Consider the following 17,731-nt stretch of genomic DNA (forward strand, 5'->3'; position numbering starts at 1 on the left):
TAAGCTTGTAGGGAAGCCCATGCAGACAGCAAGTCGCTTTCGCAGCTTTGCAGTACTCCCCTTGGCCATGTTGGCCACCCTCGGCACATTCGCGCAGACGGCTCCGCAACGCCCTTCACCAGGCACCGCCGTCACGTTGGCGCCTGTCGTGGTTTCCGGCGTTCTGCCCGGTCCCGCGCTTTGGAAAGTCAGCAGGGACGGTCACGTCATGTGGGTGCTTGGCATCACGTCTCCGCTGCCGAAAGACATGCAGTGGGAGTCCTCCAAGGTCGAGCAGCTGATTGCCTCGTCCCAGCAAGTGCTCAAGCCGCCGGGGATGGGTATCGGTGCGAACGTAGGTCTGTGGGGCCGGTTGTCCCTCATCCCTTCGATGATGGGCCTGGAGAAGCTCCCCGATGGCCAGACGCTGCAACAGGCGCTCCCGCCCGAGCTGTATAACCGTTGGCTCGTCCAAAAGAACAAGTACCTTCAGAACAACGGGAGTGTCGATCGTCTGCGGCCGTCATTTGCGGGAAAAAAGCTGTATAGCGCGGCGCTCAGTCAATCGGGTCTTACCGACAACCGAACGGTAGAGCGGGTCGTCTATGCCGCCGCAAAACGAAGCAAGGTAGCGGTCACGGACACACTCTATGTCTTGATGCTGGATAACCCGAACCAAGCGGCAAGGCAGTTCAAGAAGGCGTCCATCGATGATCAGCAGTGCCTCCGCGGCATACTCGACGCGATAGACCAGGACTTTTTGCAGGCGACCGAACGGGCGAACGCATGGGCGACTGGTGACCTACAGACGCTGAGCAAAGTGCTGTCTGCCAGACAGCAGGACGCATGTCTGTCCGCCATCGGCAGCACGAGCTTCGCAAAAACCATAGGTATGACCGATATATCCAATCAAATCCAACAGGCATGGGTCAAGGCCGCGGAGGCCGCGCTGAAGGAGGCCCCCCAATCGGTGGCCTTGCTACCCATGGACTTGATGGTGGCCGGCAATGGCTACCTCAAGGCGCTGGAGAGTCGCGGCTATACGGTCGAGTCGCCGGAATCCCTCACTGAATCGAATGCCGGTCAATGAGTTCACAAGGGTGCCTGGCGTTGGATTTGGCGCCGGCCTAGCCCTTGGCTCCTTCTCCCCTTTCGGGAGAAGGTTGGGATGAGGCCCAAAAAGGGGGTAGAGGGCGGGGGCACGGGGAAGAGCGGCTAAGACGCCGGCTCCAAGTTAGCCTCGAGGCAAGATTGGCCCCTCACCCCAGCCCTCTCCCCAAAGGGGAGAGGGAGCAAAGCCGCTCAGCCCAGCTTCTGCGCCTGCTCGCGCAGCGCATTGAGCTGGACGCCCCAGTCGGCGATGCGCTGGCGCTCCTGAGTCACGACCTCGGCTGGCGCGTTCGCCACGAAGTTGGCGTTGCCGAGCTTGCCTTCGCACTTCTTGATCTCGCCCTCGATGCGGGCGATTTCCTTGGCCAGGCGGGTTTTCTCGGCGCCGAGGTCGATCAGGCCGGCCAGCGGAATCAGCACGCGCAGCGAGCCGACCACGGCCGCGGCGGCCGCCGGTTCGTCTGCACCAGGCTCGATCCACTGCGGCGCGTCGACGCGGGCGAGGAAGCTAATCTGGGCCGCAAACTTCGCGGCGCGAGCGCGATCCGTTGCATCGCCGTCGGCGAACAGCAGGGGGATGGTCTTGCCTGGCGCGATATTCATTTCGGCGCGGATGCGACGGATGCCGCTCAGCACGTTTTTGAACCATTCGATTTCAGCGGTGGCGGCTTCGTCCGCCACGATCTCGTCGGCGCGCGGCCACGGACGCTGCATCAGGCCGCCTTCGCTGAGGCCGAGCTTCGGTGCGACCGACTGCCAGATTTCCTCGCTGATGAAGGGCACGATTGGATGCAGCGCGCGCAGCACGGTTTCCAGCACCACGACCAGGGTGTGGCGGGTGGAGGCAGCCGCGCGTGCGTCGTCGCCATTCAATGCCGGCTTGGACAGCTCCAGGAACCAGTCGCAGAACTCGTTCCAGGTGAACTCGTACAGCGCCTGCGCCAGCAGGTCGAAGCGGTAGCTGGCGAAATGCTGCTCCACGTCGAGCAAAGTCTGCTTGAGGCGGGTCAGGATCCAGCGCTCCGCTTCCGTCGCCGGTGCGCCGGCGGGAGCCGGCAGCTGGCCTTCGGGCAGGTTCATCAGCACGAAGCGCGCGGCGTTCCACAGCTTGTTGCAGAACGCCTTGTAGCCTTCCGCGCGCTTGATGTCGAAATTGATGGTGCGGCTATAGCTGGCCAGCGCTGCGAAGGTGAAGCGCAGCGCATCGGTGCCGATGGCGGGAATGCCGTTCGGGTAATCCTTGCGGATGCGCTTTTCCACCTTCTCGCGCACCTGCGGGATCAGCAGCGACTTGGTGGACTTCTCCACCAGCGGCTCCAGCTCGATGCCGTCGATCAGGTCCAGCGGGTCCAGCGTATTGCCCTTGGACTTGGACATCTTCTGGCCTTCCGCATCACGCACGATGGCGTTGATATAGACCTCGCGGAATGGCACCAGGCCGGTGAAGTACTTGGTCGCCATCACCATGCGGGCGACCCAGAAGAAGATGATGTCGAAGCCGGTGACCAGCACCGCGCTGGGCAGGAAGATCTTGTCGTGCTGCCAGTCGGCCACGATCTCGCCGCGCTCGTTCTTCACCGGGCCATTGGCCGGCCAGCCGAGCGTGGAGAACGGCCACAGCGCCGAGCTGAACCAGGTGTCGAGCACGTCGTCGTCCTGGCGCAGGGCGCCGACCGGAGCGACGCCGGCATGCGCGCGGGCATCGGCTTCATCCTCGCCCACGAAGATGTTGCCGGCCTCGTCGTACCACGCCGGGATGCGATGGCCCCACCAAAGCTGGCGGCTGATGCACCAGTCCTGGATGTTGTCCAGCCACTGCGTATAGGTGGTGCTCCAGTTTTCCGGCACGAACTTGATCTCGCCCGAACGCACCGCGTCGAGCGCGGGCTCGGTAATCGCCTTGCGCCCGCCGATAGTTCCCGCCGGCTTGGCGCGACCTTCGGGCAGTTCGTCGGTGGTGAGATCGAGGAACCACTGGTCGGTGAGCATCGGCTCGATCACCGCGTCGGAACGCTGGCTCACCGGCACCTGCAACTTGTGCGGCTTGGTTTCGACCAGCAGGCCTTCGGCTTCCAGATCGGCCAGCACGCGCTTGCGCGCCTCGAAGCGATCCAGGCCCTGGTACCTGGCAGGCGCGTTCTCGTTGACCTTGGCGTCGAGCGTGAAAATGCTGATCGGTGCGAGGTGGTGGCGCTGGCCGATGGCGTAGTCGTTGAAGTCGTGGGCCGGCGTGATCTTCACGCAGCCGGTGCCGAATTCGCGATCGACGTAGTCGTCGCCGATCACCGGGATTTCGCGGCCGCTCAGCGGCAAGGTCAGCGTCTTGCCGATCAGCTGTGCATAGCGCTCGTCTTCCGGATGCACCGCCACGGCGACGTCGCCGAGCATGGTCTCCGGACGCGTGGTGGCGACCACCAGGCTGGTGCTGCCGTCGCTGCTGGGATAGCGGATCGACCACATATGGCCGTCGCGCTCCACGTTGTTCACTTCCAGGTCGGACACGGCCGTGCCCAGCAGCGGATCCCAGTTGACCAGGCGGTTGCCGCGGTAGATCAGGCCCGCGCGATACCACTCCACGAACACCTTGCGCACCGCGGCCGAGAGTCCCTCGTCCATGGTGAAACGCTCGCGCGACCAGTCGGCGGCGGCGCCGATGCGGCGCATCTGGTTGGTGATGGTGGAGCCGGATTCTTCCTTCCACTTCCACACGCGCTCGACGAACGCTTCGCGACCCAGGTCATGACGCGTCTGGTCGCTCGTGGCGAGCTGGTTTTCCACGATCTTCTGCGTGGCGATGCCGGCGTGGTCGGTGCCGACCTGCCACAGCGTGTTCATGCCACGCATGCGCTGGTAGCGCACCAGCATGTCCATCACGGTTTGCTGGAACGCATGGCCCATGTGCAGCGTGCCGGTGACGTTCGGCGGCGGCAGCAGGATGCAGTACGGCTCGCCATGACCGGAGGGCTTGAAGTCGCCACTGGCTTCCCAGCGGGCATACCACGTCGACTCGATCTGGCTGGGCTCGAAACTCTTTTCCATCGGGGGCTCGCGATTGCGCGCCGGGTTCGGCGCGTGGGGATAGGCGTCAAAGAGTCGATTGTACGGGTGGGGGGCTTGAGGTGCCAAAAAGCGCTCTTCTCCTTCTCCCCTTTGGGGAGAAGGTTGGGATGAGGGGGCGGGGCTTGCCGGGCCGTTTGCGCTCGCGCCGGCTCTGTGACTAGTAGAGAGGCTGTCGCGAGCACCCGCCCCCTCACCCCAGCCCTCTCTCCCACAGGGACTACCTTCGGGTCGCCCGCAGGGGAGAGGGAGTCAAGCGGGTTAGCCGCGTAGCTGGCGGCCGTAGGCATGGACTTCATCCACCAGCACCTTGACGTGCTCGGGATCCACTTCCGGGGTGATGCCGTGGCCGAGGTTGAAGACGTGGCCGGGGTGGTTGCCGTAGCTGTCCAGCACCCGGCGCGCCTCGCGGCGGATGATCTCCGGGCTGGCGCGCAGCACGGCGGGGTCGAGGTTGCCCTGCAGGGCCACGCGGCCGGCGACGGCCTGGCGGGCGTCGGCCAGGTCCATGGTCCAGTCCACGCCCAGGCCGGCGCAGCCGGTGTCGGCCAGGTGGGACAGGTGCTGGCCGGCGCCCTTGGAGAACAGGATTACGGGTAGCTCGCGGCTGTGCGGATCGGCCTTCAGCACCTCCATCACCCGGGCCATGTAGCGCAGCGAGAATTCGCGGAACGCGGCCGGGCCGAGTAGGCCGCCCCAGGTGTCGAACACCATCAGCGCCTGGGCGCCAGCGGCGGCCTGGGCGATCAGATAAGCGGCGACGGACTGAGCCAGCGTGTCGAGCAGCTGGTGGGCCAGGGCCGGCTCGTTCCAGCACATCGCCTTCAGCGTGGCGAAATCGCGCGAACCGTGGCCCTCGACCATGTAGCAGGCCAGCGTCCACGGGCTGCCGGAGAAGCCGATCAGCGGCACGCGGCCATGCAGCTCGCGGCGGATCAAGCGCACGGCGTCCATCACATAGCGCAGCTCGCCTTCCATATCCGGCACGCTGAGCTTGTCGATATCGGCCTTGCTGCGCACCGGGTGCGCGAACTGCGGACCCTCGCCCTGGGCGAAGCTCAGGCCCAGGCCCATCGCGTCGGGGATGGTGAGGATGTCCGAAAACAGGATGGCCGCATCCAGCTCGAAGCGCTCCAGCGGCTGCAACGTCACTTCGCAGGCCAGTTCCGGATTCTGCGCCAGCGCCATGAAGCTGCCGGCGCGGGCGCGGGTGGCGCGGTATTCGGGCAGGTAGCGACCGGCCTGGCGCATGACCCAGATCGGCGTCGTGTCGGTGGCCTCCCGGCGCAGGGCGCGCAGGAAGCGGTCGTTCTTCAGAACTTCAGTCATTTCAGTGTCCGTACGGGCCTTCCAGCCCCTGGCTGAACATCACGCGGAAGCCGCGTTTGAGCTGGGCGTCGCGCGCCTTCTCGAAGGCGGCGATGGCGTCGTCGCGTTCGAGGAACTGCTCGCGCTTGAGCGTGGCCTTGCCGCCCTGGACACCGGTTTCGCGATACAGCGTCCAGCCACCCAGCAGGTCTTGTTCCAGCGCGATCTGGACATAGCGCGGTGCCTCGGTGCTGGCGGGCATGGCTTGCAGGTAAAGGCGCATGGATACCGATGTCGAATAGGCAGGCAGCGTGCCACGGAAGCCGCATTCTAGAAGGCGCCGCGCCCGGTAGCGAGCGCGGCGTGGTCGCAGGGCTCAGCGGCAGGCTGCTTCCAGCACGGCGAGTACCGCTTTTTCGTCGACGCCGCCGACGATCTCCGCGCGACCAATGCCGCGCCACAGGATCAGGCGCAGCGTGCCGGCGAGGTTCTTCTTGTCCAGCCGCATCAACGCCAGCAGCTGCTGCGGATCCAGGCCCACCGGAATCGCCGTGGGCAGTCCAACGGCGGCGAGCAGGCGGTGCAGGCGCGCGCTGTCCGCGGCTTCGCTCAGGCCCAGTCGCTCCGACAGCTGGGCTGCCAGCAGCATGCCGATGGCGACGCCTTCACCATGCAACAGCAGGCTGTATTTGCCGGCGGTTTCCAGCGCATGGCCAAAGGTGTGACCGAGATTGAGCAGGGCCCGCTCGCCCTGTTCGGTTTCGTCGCGCGCCACCACCCCGGCCTTGTAGCTGACCTTGCGCGCAATGGCTTCAATGAGTGGCGCTTCATCGCGCGCACTCAAGGCGGCGGCATGCTGTTCCAGCCAGGCGAAGAACGTCGGGTCGCCGATCGCAGCGCCTTTCACCACCTCGGCGAGACCGGCGCGATATTCGCGATCGGGCAGTGTCGCCAGCGTGCTGGTGTCGGCCACCACGGCGCGTGGCTGGTGGAAGGCGCCGACCAGGTTCTTGCCGGCGGGAAGATTGACGCCGGTCTTGCCGCCCACCGAGGAGTCGACCATGGCGAGCAAGGTGGTCGGCATCTGGATGAAGTCGATGCCGCGCATCCAGCAGGCGGCGCTGAAGCCGGCCAGATCGCCCACCACGCCGCCGCCTAGCGCAACCACGCAGGCATCGCGCGTGGCGCCCAGCTGGGCCAGTGCTTCCAGTGCGCGGCCGACATTCGCGAACGTCTTGTGCGTCTCGCCGTCGTCAAGCTGGAACGATGACCAATGCAGGCCATCCAGTCCCTCGGCCACGCGATCGAGATAGAGCGGCGCCACCGTGGTATTGCTGATCACCAGCGCATGGCGCCCGCGCAAGGCGGTCCGCCAGCGCGCATGGTCAGCCAGCAGGCCCGGGCCTATCCAGACGGGATAACTGCGCGTACCCAGCGCGACGTCGATGGTGCGGGGATGGGTGTCGATGTGTGTGCTCATGCGGCCTGCTGACGCTGCCAGGATTGATCGATCAAAAGAATGCTGCGCGCGCTCGCAGCATGTACCTGTTCGTGTACGCCAGGAATCACCAGGTCGGCGATTTCCTGATAGAGAGGCGTGCGCTGTTGCGCCATCGCTTGCAGCCGCGTGGCGCGATCGCCGCCGGCGAGCAGGGGGCGCTGGCGATCCTGCGCGAGGCGTTCCAGTTGCAGTTCGAGCGTGGCTTGCAGCCACAGCACGTAGCCGCGTTCGGCCAGCAGGCGGCGGTTCGCCGGATCCAGCACGGCGCCCGCGCCCGTAGCCAATACGACGCCGCGCCGACGGCTGCATTCCTCGAGCAGCTGGCTTTCGCGCTGGCGGAAGCCGACCTCGCCCTCGATCTCGAACACGGTGCTCACCGGTACGCCACACTGGCGTTCGATTTCCTGGTCGAGATCGACGAAGTTCAGACCATAATGCTCGGCCAGCCGACGTCCGATGGACGTCTTCCCGGCGCCGGTCGGTCCGACGATAAACAGGTTGCACGATGGATTCATGCGCAAATGCTAGCAGGCGCGGGACCGCAAAACGGGTCGCGCCAACGCGGTGGCCCACTTGAGCGGGCGTGTACTGATTGCCGGTTGCGGCGATGTTGGCCTGCGCGTGGCGGAGCAATTGCTGGCGCGCGGCGACCAGGTATGGGCCTTGCGCCGCCGGAACGCGCCGCCTGAAAGCAGCGGCATCCACTGGCTGCAGGGTGACCTTACCCAGCCCGGGACCTTGCGCGACTTGCCCGATGGGATCACCCAGCTGGTCTACTTGCCGACGCCTGATGCACGCGACCCGGCCGCTTATCGTGCGGTCTTCGTCGATGGCTTGCGCCATCTGCTTGCCGCACTCGATTCCAACACGCTCGAGCGCGTGCTGTTCGTGTCATCCAGCGCGGTTTACGGCGATCATGGCGATGGATGGGTGGACGAGCAGACGCCGCCAGATCCACCGAGCTTCAATGGCAAGGTGTTGCTCGAGGCCGAGCAATGGTTGGCGGCGCAGCCGGTATTGCCGATCGTGCTGCGTCTGGCCGGCTTGTATGGCCCGGGCCGTCTCGAACTCATCGAGCGCCTGCGTGGTGGCGCGGTGCGGGTGCCGCGCGAGCTGCCGCACTGGGCCAATCGTATCCACGTTGACGATGCCGCGGCGGCCATCGTGCATCTCCTGAGCTTGCCTGAGCCGATGTCGCTCTACCTCGGAGTCGATGACACGCCGCTGCCGCTTGCCGTGCTTTACGACCACCTGGCGCGGGCGGCGGGCGTGGCTCTTCCTGGTGAGGGTGCGGCACCGGCTGGCGTAGGCAGCAAGCGCCTCAGCAATGCGCGCCTTCGCTCCAGCGGTTTCGTGCCGCGCTGGCCCGATGCGCGCGAGGGGTATGCTGCCTTGCTGAGCGGCGTGGGGTAGATCCCGGCTGTCCAGAATCCGCCTGACTTCGGGCCTCCGGAAGCCGGACGACCGGTTTCGCCGACGTATAGTGGTTCCAGCACCAGTTGGGTGGCTACATCTCGTCCATATGGCGTTGTGGGGGCACACCCGTGGAGAGACCTTCGAGCTGATGCTGCGCCACGCCGCCGAGCACGGTGCCCATGCGGTCGTCGCGACGCGTTATGAGGCCAGCGATGCGGTCGAAGGTGTCACCGATGTGCTCGCCGATGGCACGGCCGTGATGGTGAAGCCACTAGGCTGACCCATGGATCTGGTCAACTATGGTTGAGCGCCAGCACATGGCGATTGGCGTCGTATTCCACCGAGGTATCCGCCAAGGCGGGCAGGGTGGCCAGGGCGTGCCGGCTCAGGCGTTCGAAATGGGCGAGGAAGCGCAGCATCGTCTCGGCGTCCATGGCCAAGGGGGCATGGCGCGCCAGCAATTCCTCTTCCTGCTCGCTGCGCCACTGGCGCACCACTTCCCAGTTCGGCGCCTGCAGCACGATCAGGGCGTCCAGCTTGCGCCATAGCGGCTGGTAGCCACGCAGCTGCTTGTTGACCCAATGGCGCCAGCGGCCATCCGGGTCTTCGTCGCGCTCCAGGCTGTTGACTGGTTCTTCCAGCGCGGCCTGGATCTGCGGGCGCACGCCCAGTGCCCAGCCTTCCAGGATCACCAGCTTCGGCGACCGGGTGACGCGTGGCCAGCGCGAAGGGGGGGCACGCGTGTCACGCCCCTTGTCGAAGCGGGGGTAGTCCACCGGCAATTTTTCCGACGCCTGGGGCAAGGCGGCCAGCACCGACAGCAGCAGCTCGATCTCGTGCGTGCCGGGCACGCCCCGGGTTCGCAGCAGCGGATGGATCTGCTGCGCCAGCAGCTCCCGTTCGCTGCGCGAGTAGTAGAAATCGTCCAGCGAGAGCACTTCCGTCGGCCAGCCGCGAGATTCCGCCTGGAGCTTCATTTCCCGGGCGAGCGTGCTCTTGCCGCTGCCCTGCAGGCCGGATAGGCCCAGCAGGTAAGGGCGGCGGGCGCGGGCGATGCGACCGGCGTACTGGTCGAGCAGGTGTCCCGCCAGGGTCGAATTCTGCGTGCTAGCATCTGGTGACATTCGGCCATGATGGCGCGCTGCGGCCACGATTCAAGACCCCATGTTGAAACCAGAGATCCTTGACACCTTCCTGCAACTGTTGGACGAGGCCGCGGCGGGAGGCGATCCCGAGCCTACGGCCATGAATTTGGCGACGGTCGATGCGGCCGGACGGGTGAGTTCGCGCATCGTGCTGCTCAAGGGGGCCGACGAACGCGGCTTCCGTTTTTATACCAACTACGAGAGCGACAAGGGCAGCCAGCTCGAGGCGCATGCCCAGGTGGCCCTGTGCTTCCACTGGAAGCAACTGCGCGAAGTGGTGCAGGTGCGGGTCGAAGGCGTGGCGCGCAAGTTGCTGGCGGAGGAGTCGGATGCCTACTTCGCCTCCCGCCCGCGCGCCAGCCAGATCGGCGCCTGGGCCTCGCTGCAGTCGCAGACGCTGCCCGATCGCGACACCTTCGAGCAGCGCTTCAAGCGCTACGAGCACGAATTCGAAGGCCGCGACGTGCCGCGTCCCCCGCACTGGGGTGGCTACGTGGTGGAGCCGGACATGGTGGAATTCTGGTACGGCGCGGAGTTCCGGTTGCACGACCGCGTGCGCTGGAGCCGCCACGGCCAGACCTGGACGCATCGTCTGCTCTATCCTTGAGCGTACCCACTAGCCATTCGGAGGCATGAGCATGCGCGCAGCGCCCGCTGACCACGTTGCCCAGAATGGCTTTGTCGTGCACTCCCGCGGCCGCGGCTTCACCGAGATCACCGACAGGATTGGCGACGTGGTGACCGCCAGTGGCGTGCACACGGGCGTTGCCAACATCTTCAGCCTGCACACCAGTTGCTCGCTGTTGATCAGTGAGAACGCCGACCCGACCGTACGCGATGATCTGGAACGCTGGCTGGCACGCGCCGTGCCCGATGGCGATGCCATCTTCCGCCACGACGAGGAAGGGCCGGACGATATGCCGGCGCACGTGCGAGCCATCCTCACCGGTGTCAGCCTGGTGGTGCCCGTGCATGCGGGCAAGCTGCAGCTGGGCACGTGGCAGGGCATTTACCTATGGGAACACCGCCTTGATCCGCATCAGCGCAAGATCACGGTGACCGTGCTGGGACATTGAACGCGTGACCGAACATGGCAGCAACGGCCAGGGCATGGCCGATCCTTACCCTCAGCGCATCGTCTGCATGACCGAGGAGCCGACCGAAGTGCTTTACGCACTCGGCGAGGAACACCGCATCGTCGGTATTTCCGGCTTTACCGTGCGGCCGCCGCGGGCGCGCAAGGAGAAACCGAAGGTCTCGGCCTTCACCAGCGCCAAGATCGACGAAATCCTCAAGTTGAAACCGGACCTGGCGATCGGCTTCTCCGATATCCAGGCCGATATCGCGCGCGACCTGATCAAGGCCGGCGTGGAAGTGTGGATCAGCAATCACCGCAGTGTGGACGGCATCCTGGCCTATATCCGGCGTCTCGGCGCCATGGTGGGCGCGGGCGATAAGGCCGAGGCCTATGCGCAGCAGGCAGAGCGGCACATCGCGCAGGTGCAGGCTGCCGCGTCGCAGTTCAAGCGACGTCCGAGGGTGTACTTCGAGGAATGGGACGATCCGCTGATTACCGGCATCCGCTGGGTGGCCGAGCTGATTCGCCTCGCAGGCGGCGACGATGTGTTTCCGCAGATGGCGGGAGAGTCGCTGGCCAAGCATCGCATCCTGGGCGATCAGGGCGAGGTGGTGCGGCAGGCACCGGACATCATTCTTGGCTCGTGGTGCGGAAAGCGCTTCCGTCCGGAGCGCGTCGCGGCGCGTGACGGCTGGGATGCCATTCCGGCCGTTCGCAATGGCGATCTTTATGAGATCAAGTCACCGATCATTTTGCAGCCGGGGCCAGCGGCGTTGTTTGATGGCTTGAGCGCGATGCATGCGATTTTTGCGGAGTGGGCGAAGCGGCAGGCAGCATAACTTCCTCTCCCCTTTGGGGAGAGGATTGAGGTGAGGGGTGGTGCTTGCCTCAGCGTCGAAAAGAAGCGCGCTTCGACGGTGCGTTCCCGCAAGATTGGCCCCTCACCCCGGCCCTCTCCCCGGAGGGGAAAGGGAGAAGGCGGTGCATCACCAGATGCGGACGCGTTGCGCTTCCGGCCGCCACATCGGCTGGCCCTGCTTCACGTCGAACGCTTCGTAGAACTCCGGGATATTCGACAGGGGTCCGTTGACGCGCCACTTGGCCGGTGCATGCACGTCGCTGAGCAGGGCCTGCCGCAGCAGGTCCTCGCGCTCCTGCGACAGCCATGACAGCGCATAACCGAGGAAGAATCGCTGCATCGGCGTATAGCCGGCGATCTTTTCGCCCTTCTTGAATTGCTCGGTCTTCTTGAACGCGTCGATGCCGATCATCAGGCCGCCGAAGTCGGCGATGTTTTCGCCCAGGCTGGCCTCGCCATTGATGTGCAGGCCGGGCAGCGGCTCGAACGCATTGAACTGCTTGACCATGACGGCGGCGCGCTGGTTGAAGCGGGTCGCGTCCTGCTTGGTCCACCAGTCCTTCAGGTTGCCGGCGGCGTCGAACTGACGGCCCTGGTCGTCGAAGCCGTGGGTGATTTCATGGCCGATGGTGGAGGCGGCGACATAGCCGTAGACCACGGCATCATCGATCTCGTTGTCCGCATAGCCGGGGATGATGAATTGCGCGGCAGGCAGCACGATCTCGTTGTTGGACGGGTTGTAGTACGCGTTATAGGTCTGCGGGTACATCTCCCACTCATTGCGATCGACCGGCTTGCCGAACTTCGACACCATGTCGTTGAAGGCCCAGTGGCTGGCATTCATCATGTTCTGCGCAAATGACTCGCGGCCGATGCTGAGCGCGGAATAATCCTTCCACTTGTCGGGGTAGCCAACCTTCCTGGTCACGGCTGCCAGCTTCTCGTGCGCCTTGGCCTTGGTCGCCGGGCTCATCCAGTCGAGCCGGTCGATGCGTTCGCCATACGCCGTGCGGATCGATTCCACCATGGCGTTGTAGCGCTGCTTGCTGCTCTCGGAAAAATAGTCCTTCACGTAGATGCGGCCAAGAATCATGCCCATGGCGGTGTTTTCGGCACGAAGAGTGCGCTTCCAGCGCGGCTTCTGCTCCTTCTGGCCCGACAGCACGCGGTTGTAGAAATCGAAGTGCTCGTTGTCGAAGTCCTGGCTCAGGTAGGCGGCATAGGTATCGGCCAGATGGACGCGCAGGTAGTCGCGCAGCACGGGTGCCGGCGTCCTGGCGAGCAGGGCCTGCAGGCCGCCGAAGAATTCCGGCTGGCCGACGATGACCGTCTCCGGCGACAGCTTCCAGGCCTTCAGGCGCGCGCCCCAGGCGATCGCCGGGGTGAACTTGCCGGTGAAGTCGGCAGGGGCCAGCTTGTTGTAGTTCTTCTCCGGATCGCGCAGGTCGGCCAGTGGGCGCGACACTTTGGCAAGCGCAGTCTCGAACGCCATTACCTGGGTGGCGCTGTTGCGCGCGGCGGCATCATCCGCACCGAGCAGGCGGAACATGCGCTGCAGGTGTTCCACGTAGGCGGCGCGTGCTTTCGCGACACCCGGCTCCTGGTTGAAGTAGTAGTCGCGCTCCGGCAGGCCCAGGCCACCTTGCTCGAGATGCACGGCCATCACGTCGCTGTGCTTTTCGTCCTGCGACACACCGAAATCGAAGAAGGCATCCACACCTAGTGGCTGCAACGCGAAGGCTTCGTCGAGTGCGGACTGCAGGTCATGTACCGCATCGATGCGGGCAAGGTCACTTTTCAGCGGAGTGAGGCCGAGTTTGTCGGCCAGGGCCTGGTCCATTGCCGTGGTCCAGAAATCGCCCACTTTCTGCTCGTCGCTGCCGATCGCGGCGTTCTTTTGCGCCGCCGCGGCTTCGCTGATCTTGCGCAGCTTGAGGTATAGGTCGTCCTGCACCACCTGGCCGATGCCCCACATCGATTCCTGCGCCGGGATAGGGTTGTTCTTCAGCCAGGTGCCGTTGGCGAACTCGAAAAAGTCGTCGCCAGGCTTCACCGATGCATCGATATTCGCCGCCACCACGTCGCCTTTCAGCGCGGCAGGGGCAGCAGCCGCTGCGGCTTTCGTGGTGCTGTCGGCAGCCTGGGCGGTGGGTAGCCACGCGGCAGCGATGCCCAGGGCGAGGGCACACAAACGCAAGGAGTGCGAAGTCAATTTCATGCTTGGACCTTCCATAGTAGGGAGGAACGGGCCGTACGCCGTCGACGTGGCCCGCGACATTGAGAGGAGATGCTAGAGCCCGATCGCCAGACGGGCGCCAAGGTCGGCCAGTGGCGACACCAGCAGCAGGCGCGCCAGGATCAGCATGATCATCACGGCCCACGGCGCGAAGTCGAGGCCGCCGGCCACCAGCCTGCCGCGCAGCGGGCGCAGCAGCGGATCGACCAGGCTGCCGGCCAGGCGGTATACCGGGTGGTAGCGCTCGACCTGGAACAGGCTCATCAGCGACCAGATGAAGATCAGCACCACGTAGAACATCAGGATGAAATCGAGCGTGTCGGCGATCGACAACACCACCAGGCCAAGTACATGCGGAAATGCGCCGAGCAGGGCAAACAGGAGCACCCGCTTGAGCAGCATCAGCAGCCAGATCAGCAGCAAGGCGGCGATATTGATGCGGCGCCAATTCGGCAGCAGCTTGCGGATCGGCGCCAGGATCGGATTGGTGGTGCGATAGACGAACTGGCTGAGCGGGTTGTGGAAGTCCGCGCGACTGGCTTCCGCCAACAGGCGCAGGGCGAACAGGGCCGCGGCGGCGCCAAAGGCCAGTTCGAGCAGGAAGGAAAGGGCGTTGACCAGGTAGCTCACGGGGTGTCGTCCAGGGCAGCGGCCAGCTCGCCCCCGCGGCGCGTGGCAGCGGCCACGGCGCGGGCAACGATGGCATGGAAGTGGTCGGCGGCAAAACTTTCCAGCGCCGCTTGGGTGGTGCCACGGGGCGAGGTGACGCGCTGGCGCAGTACGCCCGGGTCCTCGCCGCTTTCGGTGAGCATGCGGCCGGCACCCAGGCAGGCCTGGGCGGCGAGGTCGCGGGCCACGTCGCGCGACATGCCCTGCGCAAAGGCGGCATCTTCCAGGGCTTCCACCAGGGCGAAGAAGTAGGCCGGGCTGGAGCCGGCGATGGCGGTGACGGTATCCATCTGCGCCTCGTCGTCGAGCCAGCGGGTGAGGCCAACCGCATCCATGATGTGCTGGGCCTGGGCACGCTGTTCCGGGCTGACCCGCCGGTTGGCGCAAAGCCCGGTGGCGCCCGCGCCGATCAGCGCCGGCGTGTTGGGCATGCAGCGCACGATGGGCAGGGTATGGCCAAACCAACGCTCCAGCTGGTCGATGCGTACGCCGGCGGCGATCGAGATCAGCAGCGGCCGCTGGCGATGCAAGGTGTCCAGCAGCTCGGCATGGACCGCCGGCATGATCTGCGGCTTCACCGCCAGGATCAGCACATTCGCCTCGGCGGCGGCCAGGCGGTTCTCGCCATAGCAGGCCACGCCAAAGTCCCGCCCCAGTTCCTGGCGCGCCTCGGCCCGCGGCTCGGCCACGCTGATGGAGGAGGCCGGGATGCCGGTCTTGAGCAGGCCGCCGATCAGGCTGCGCGCCATGTTGCCGCCACCGATGAATGCAATACGTGTCATGCAGGTTCCTCGCCAATCCGGCGCCTACCTTACAAGACGGCGCCTCGGCTCGTCCCGTGGCGGAAGCGCGAGGCGGCCGGGCCGGACTTCTGCAAACCACGTCCCCGCTTTCGGTGGTAGAGCGAATGAAAGGCTGGTGGGCCGGGCCATCGCGCGAGTAGTATCGGCCCGCTGCATGGGGAACCGGGTTTGAACCGTTCGGACGGCGTCTGCGCGCTTGCGCGGTGGCGCCGCGTCCATGGATACCCCCGGCCGTGCGGCCTTGCCGCAGTGTCATCCAGATGATTGGGTTGAGGGGAACGCCAGATGGATATCGCCGAACTGCTTGCCTTCTCGGTGAAGAACAAGGCCTCGGACTTGCACTTGTCCGCCGGCCTGCCGCCGATGATCCGCGTGGACGGCGACGTCCGCCGCATCAATATTCCGGCGCTGGAGCACAAGCAGGTGCACTCGCTGATCTACGACATCATGTCGGACAAGCAGCGCCGCGACTATGAGGAATTCCTCGAGGTCGACTTCTCGTTCGAGATTCCGGGCCTGGCCCGCTTCCGCGTCAACGCGTTCAACCAGAACCGTGGCGCCGGCGCGGTGTTCCGTACCATTCCCTCGGAAGTGCTCACGCTGGAGGATCTCGGCGCGCCGCCGGTGTTCCGCGACCTGATCGAGCAGCCGCAGGGCCTGATCCTGGTGACCGGGCCGACCGGCTCGGGCAAGTCGACCACGCTGGCGGCGATGGTCGACCACATCAACAAGAACGAATACGGCCACATCCTCACCATCGAGGACCCGATCGAATTCGTGCACACCTCACAGAAGTGCCTGGTCAACCAGCGCGAAGTCCACCGCGACACGCATGGCTTCAACGAGGCGCTGCGCTCCGCCCTTCGCGAAGACCCGGACTACGTGCTCGTCGGCGAGTTGCGCGACCTGGAAACCATCCGTTTGGCGCTGACCGCCGCGGAAACCGGCCACCTGGTGTTCGGCACCCTGCATACCAGTTCGGCGGCCAAGACCATCGACCGCATCATCGACGTGTTCCCGGCCGGCGAAAAGCCGATGGTGCGCTCGATGCTGTCCGAATCGCTGCGCGCGGTGATCTCGCAGTCGCTGCTGAAGAAGGTGGGCGGCGGCCGTATTGCGGCGCACGAGATCATGGTCGGCATTCCCGCCATCCGTAACCTGATCCGCGAGGACAAGGTGGCGCAGATGTACTCGTCCATCCAGACCGGCCAGCAGTACGGCATGCAGACGCTGGACCAGAACCTGCAGGACCTGGTCAAGCGCGGCCAGGTCACTCGCCAGCAGGCGATGGGCTATGCCCGCAACAAGGACATCTTCAAGTAAGCGGTTGGTCGTCGTGTTGAATCCAGAGGGTCCGTGCCATGAGTGATTTTGATTTCACCTCGTTCCTGAAGCTGATGGTGCACAAGAAGGCATCGGACCTGTTCATCACGGCCGGTGTCGCGCCCTCCATGAAGGTGCAGGGTCGCATCGTGCCGATCACGCAGAGCCCGTTGTCGCAGCAGCAATCGCGCGACATGGTGCTCAACGTGATGACGCCGTCGCAACGCGAGGAGTTCGAAAAGACCCACGAGTGCCAGTTCGCGATCTCGGCGCAGGGCGTGGGCCGCTTCCGCGTGTCGTGCTTCTACCAGCGCAACTGCGTGGGCATGGTGCTGCGCCGGATCGAGTCGAAGATCCCCACCATCGAAGAGCTGAGCCTGCCGCCGGTGATCAAGCAGCTGGCCATGACCAAGCGCGGCATCATCATCTTCGTGGGCGGTACCGGTACCGGTAAGTCCACGTCGCTGGCGTCGATGATCGGTTACCGCAACGCGAACTCGACCGGTCACATCATCACCATCGAGGACCCGATCGAGTACGTGCACAAACACGAGGGCTGCATCATCACGCAGCGCGAGCTGGGCATCGATACCGACAGCTGGGACAACGCGCTGAAGAACACGCTGCGCCAGGCGCCCGACGTCATCATGATCGGCGAAGTGCGTACGCGCGAAACGATGGAACACGCGATCAACTTCTCCGAGACCGGCCACCTGTGCCTGTGCACGCTGCATGCGAACAACGCGAACCAGGCGATGGACCGCATCCTGCACTTCTTCCCGGAAGACCGCCGCTCGCAGCTGTTCATGGACTTGTCGCTCAACCTCAAGGGCGTGGTCGCGCAGCAGCTGATCCCGACGCCGGACGGCAAGGCGCGCCGCGTCGCCGTGGAAGTGCTGCTGGGCACGCCGCTGGTACAGGACTACATCCGCCAAGGCGAGATCCACAAGCTCAAGGAAGTGATGAAGGAATCCACCAACCTGGGCATGAAGACCTTCGACCAGAGCCTGGTCGAGCTTTATCACGCCGGCGAGATCTCCTACGAGGACGCTCTGCGCCACGCCGACAGCTCCAACGAAGTGCGCCTGCGCATCAAGCTCGCGCAAGGCGGCGATGCGCATACCTTGTCGCAGGGCCTCGATGGCGTGGAGCTGGAAGAGACCAAGGACTCGCAGAACTTTGGCGGCGGCCTGTTGCGCCGCTGACGTCGATCACCACCTGACAGCCAAAAAGAAGGAGCCTTGAAG

General features: G+C 65.1%; 17 protein-coding genes. 8 read left to right on the forward strand and 9 right to left on the reverse strand.

What is annotated here, in order from left to right:
* Positions 1-19: 19 nt before the first annotated feature.
* Positions 20-1,069, forward strand: a complete 1,050-nt coding sequence (locus OUZ49_RS01325) for a TraB/GumN family protein (RefSeq protein ID WP_266148107.1) — start codon at positions 20-22, stop codon at positions 1,067-1,069.
* A gap of 212 nt (positions 1,070-1,281) precedes the next feature.
* Here OUZ49_RS01325 and OUZ49_RS01330 read toward each other — a convergent pair whose 3' ends face one another.
* The 5 genes from OUZ49_RS01330 to OUZ49_RS01350 form a co-directional block, all read right to left on the reverse strand.
* Positions 1,282-4,128, reverse strand: coding sequence for a valine--tRNA ligase (locus OUZ49_RS01330; RefSeq protein WP_266148108.1), 2,847 nt, complete (start codon positions 4,126-4,128; stop codon positions 1,282-1,284).
* A gap of 279 nt (positions 4,129-4,407) precedes the next feature.
* A complete protein-coding gene (hemE, locus tag OUZ49_RS01335; protein WP_266148109.1) occupies positions 4,408-5,475 on the reverse strand; it encodes a uroporphyrinogen decarboxylase in 1,068 nt (355 codons plus the stop codon).
* A 1-nt stretch (position 5,476) separates the two neighbouring features.
* A complete protein-coding gene (locus OUZ49_RS01340; protein ID WP_266148110.1) occupies positions 5,477-5,737 on the reverse strand; it encodes a WGR domain-containing protein in 261 nt (86 codons plus the stop codon).
* Between the two features lie 93 nt (positions 5,738-5,830).
* Positions 5,831-6,934: a 3-dehydroquinate synthase gene (gene aroB / locus OUZ49_RS01345; protein ID WP_266148111.1), complete on the reverse strand. Its 1,104-nt coding sequence runs from the start codon at positions 6,932-6,934 to the stop codon at positions 5,831-5,833.
* Positions 6,931-7,470, reverse strand: a complete 540-nt coding sequence (locus OUZ49_RS01350) for a shikimate kinase (protein WP_266148112.1) — start codon at positions 7,468-7,470, stop codon at positions 6,931-6,933. Before OUZ49_RS01350 ends, aroB begins: the two co-directional genes overlap by 4 nt.
* A gap of 58 nt (positions 7,471-7,528) precedes the next feature.
* Here OUZ49_RS01350 and OUZ49_RS01355 point away from each other — a divergent pair, with 58 nt between their 5' ends.
* Positions 7,529-8,368, forward strand: coding sequence for an SDR family oxidoreductase (locus tag OUZ49_RS01355; RefSeq protein ID WP_266148113.1), 840 nt, complete (start codon positions 7,529-7,531; stop codon positions 8,366-8,368).
* 109 nt (positions 8,369-8,477) lie between these two features.
* Positions 8,478-8,651, forward strand: coding sequence for a heavy metal-binding domain-containing protein (locus OUZ49_RS01360; protein ID WP_266148114.1), 174 nt, complete (start codon positions 8,478-8,480; stop codon positions 8,649-8,651).
* 13 nt (positions 8,652-8,664) lie between these two features.
* Here OUZ49_RS01360 and OUZ49_RS01365 read toward each other — a convergent pair whose 3' ends face one another.
* Positions 8,665-9,495, reverse strand: coding sequence for a kinase (locus tag OUZ49_RS01365; RefSeq protein ID WP_266148115.1), 831 nt, complete (start codon positions 9,493-9,495; stop codon positions 8,665-8,667).
* Positions 9,496-9,535: 40 nt separating this feature from the next.
* Between OUZ49_RS01365 and pdxH the strand changes: the two genes are divergently transcribed.
* From pdxH to OUZ49_RS01380, 3 genes are read left to right on the forward strand one after another with little or no spacing between them, the layout of a single operon-like run.
* A complete protein-coding gene (gene pdxH / locus OUZ49_RS01370) occupies positions 9,536-10,123 on the forward strand; it encodes a pyridoxamine 5'-phosphate oxidase (protein ID WP_266148116.1) in 588 nt (195 codons plus the stop codon).
* Between the two features lie 31 nt (positions 10,124-10,154).
* Positions 10,155-10,592, forward strand: a complete 438-nt coding sequence (locus tag OUZ49_RS01375) for a secondary thiamine-phosphate synthase enzyme YjbQ (protein ID WP_266148117.1) — start codon at positions 10,155-10,157, stop codon at positions 10,590-10,592.
* A 34-nt stretch (positions 10,593-10,626) separates the two neighbouring features.
* Positions 10,627-11,433 (forward strand): cobalamin-binding protein, encoded by an 807-nt coding sequence (locus tag OUZ49_RS01380; RefSeq protein WP_266148621.1) that lies wholly within the window; start codon positions 10,627-10,629, stop codon positions 11,431-11,433.
* 147 nt (positions 11,434-11,580) lie between these two features.
* Here the strand turns inward: OUZ49_RS01380 and OUZ49_RS01385 are convergent, their stop codons facing one another.
* The 3 genes from OUZ49_RS01385 to proC form a co-directional block, all read right to left on the reverse strand.
* Positions 11,581-13,671 carry a M13 family metallopeptidase gene (locus OUZ49_RS01385; RefSeq protein WP_266148118.1) on the reverse strand — a complete coding sequence of 697 codons (2,091 nt, stop codon included), beginning with the start codon at positions 13,669-13,671 and terminating at the stop codon, positions 11,581-11,583.
* Between the two features lie 72 nt (positions 13,672-13,743).
* Positions 13,744-14,319: a YggT family protein gene (locus OUZ49_RS01390; RefSeq protein WP_266148119.1), complete on the reverse strand. Its 576-nt coding sequence runs from the start codon at positions 14,317-14,319 to the stop codon at positions 13,744-13,746.
* Positions 14,316-15,140 carry a pyrroline-5-carboxylate reductase gene (proC, locus tag OUZ49_RS01395; protein ID WP_266148120.1) on the reverse strand — a complete coding sequence of 275 codons (825 nt, stop codon included), beginning with the start codon at positions 15,138-15,140 and terminating at the stop codon, positions 14,316-14,318. Before proC ends, OUZ49_RS01390 begins: the two co-directional genes overlap by 4 nt.
* Before the next feature lie 306 nt (positions 15,141-15,446).
* Here proC and OUZ49_RS01400 point away from each other — a divergent pair, with 306 nt between their 5' ends.
* Together OUZ49_RS01400 and OUZ49_RS01405 are read left to right on the forward strand one after the other, a co-directional pair.
* On the forward strand, positions 15,447-16,484 hold the full coding sequence (locus tag OUZ49_RS01400; RefSeq protein ID WP_266148121.1) for a type IV pilus twitching motility protein PilT: 1,038 nt from the start codon (positions 15,447-15,449) through the stop codon (positions 16,482-16,484).
* 38 nt (positions 16,485-16,522) lie between these two features.
* Positions 16,523-17,689 carry a PilT/PilU family type 4a pilus ATPase gene (locus OUZ49_RS01405; protein ID WP_266148122.1) on the forward strand — a complete coding sequence of 389 codons (1,167 nt, stop codon included), beginning with the start codon at positions 16,523-16,525 and terminating at the stop codon, positions 17,687-17,689.
* The last annotated feature ends 42 nt before the right edge of the window (positions 17,690-17,731 follow it).

This window comes from Dyella halodurans (assembly GCF_026283925.1).
GTDB classification, from domain to species: Bacteria; Pseudomonadota; Gammaproteobacteria; order Xanthomonadales; family Rhodanobacteraceae; genus Dyella; species Dyella halodurans.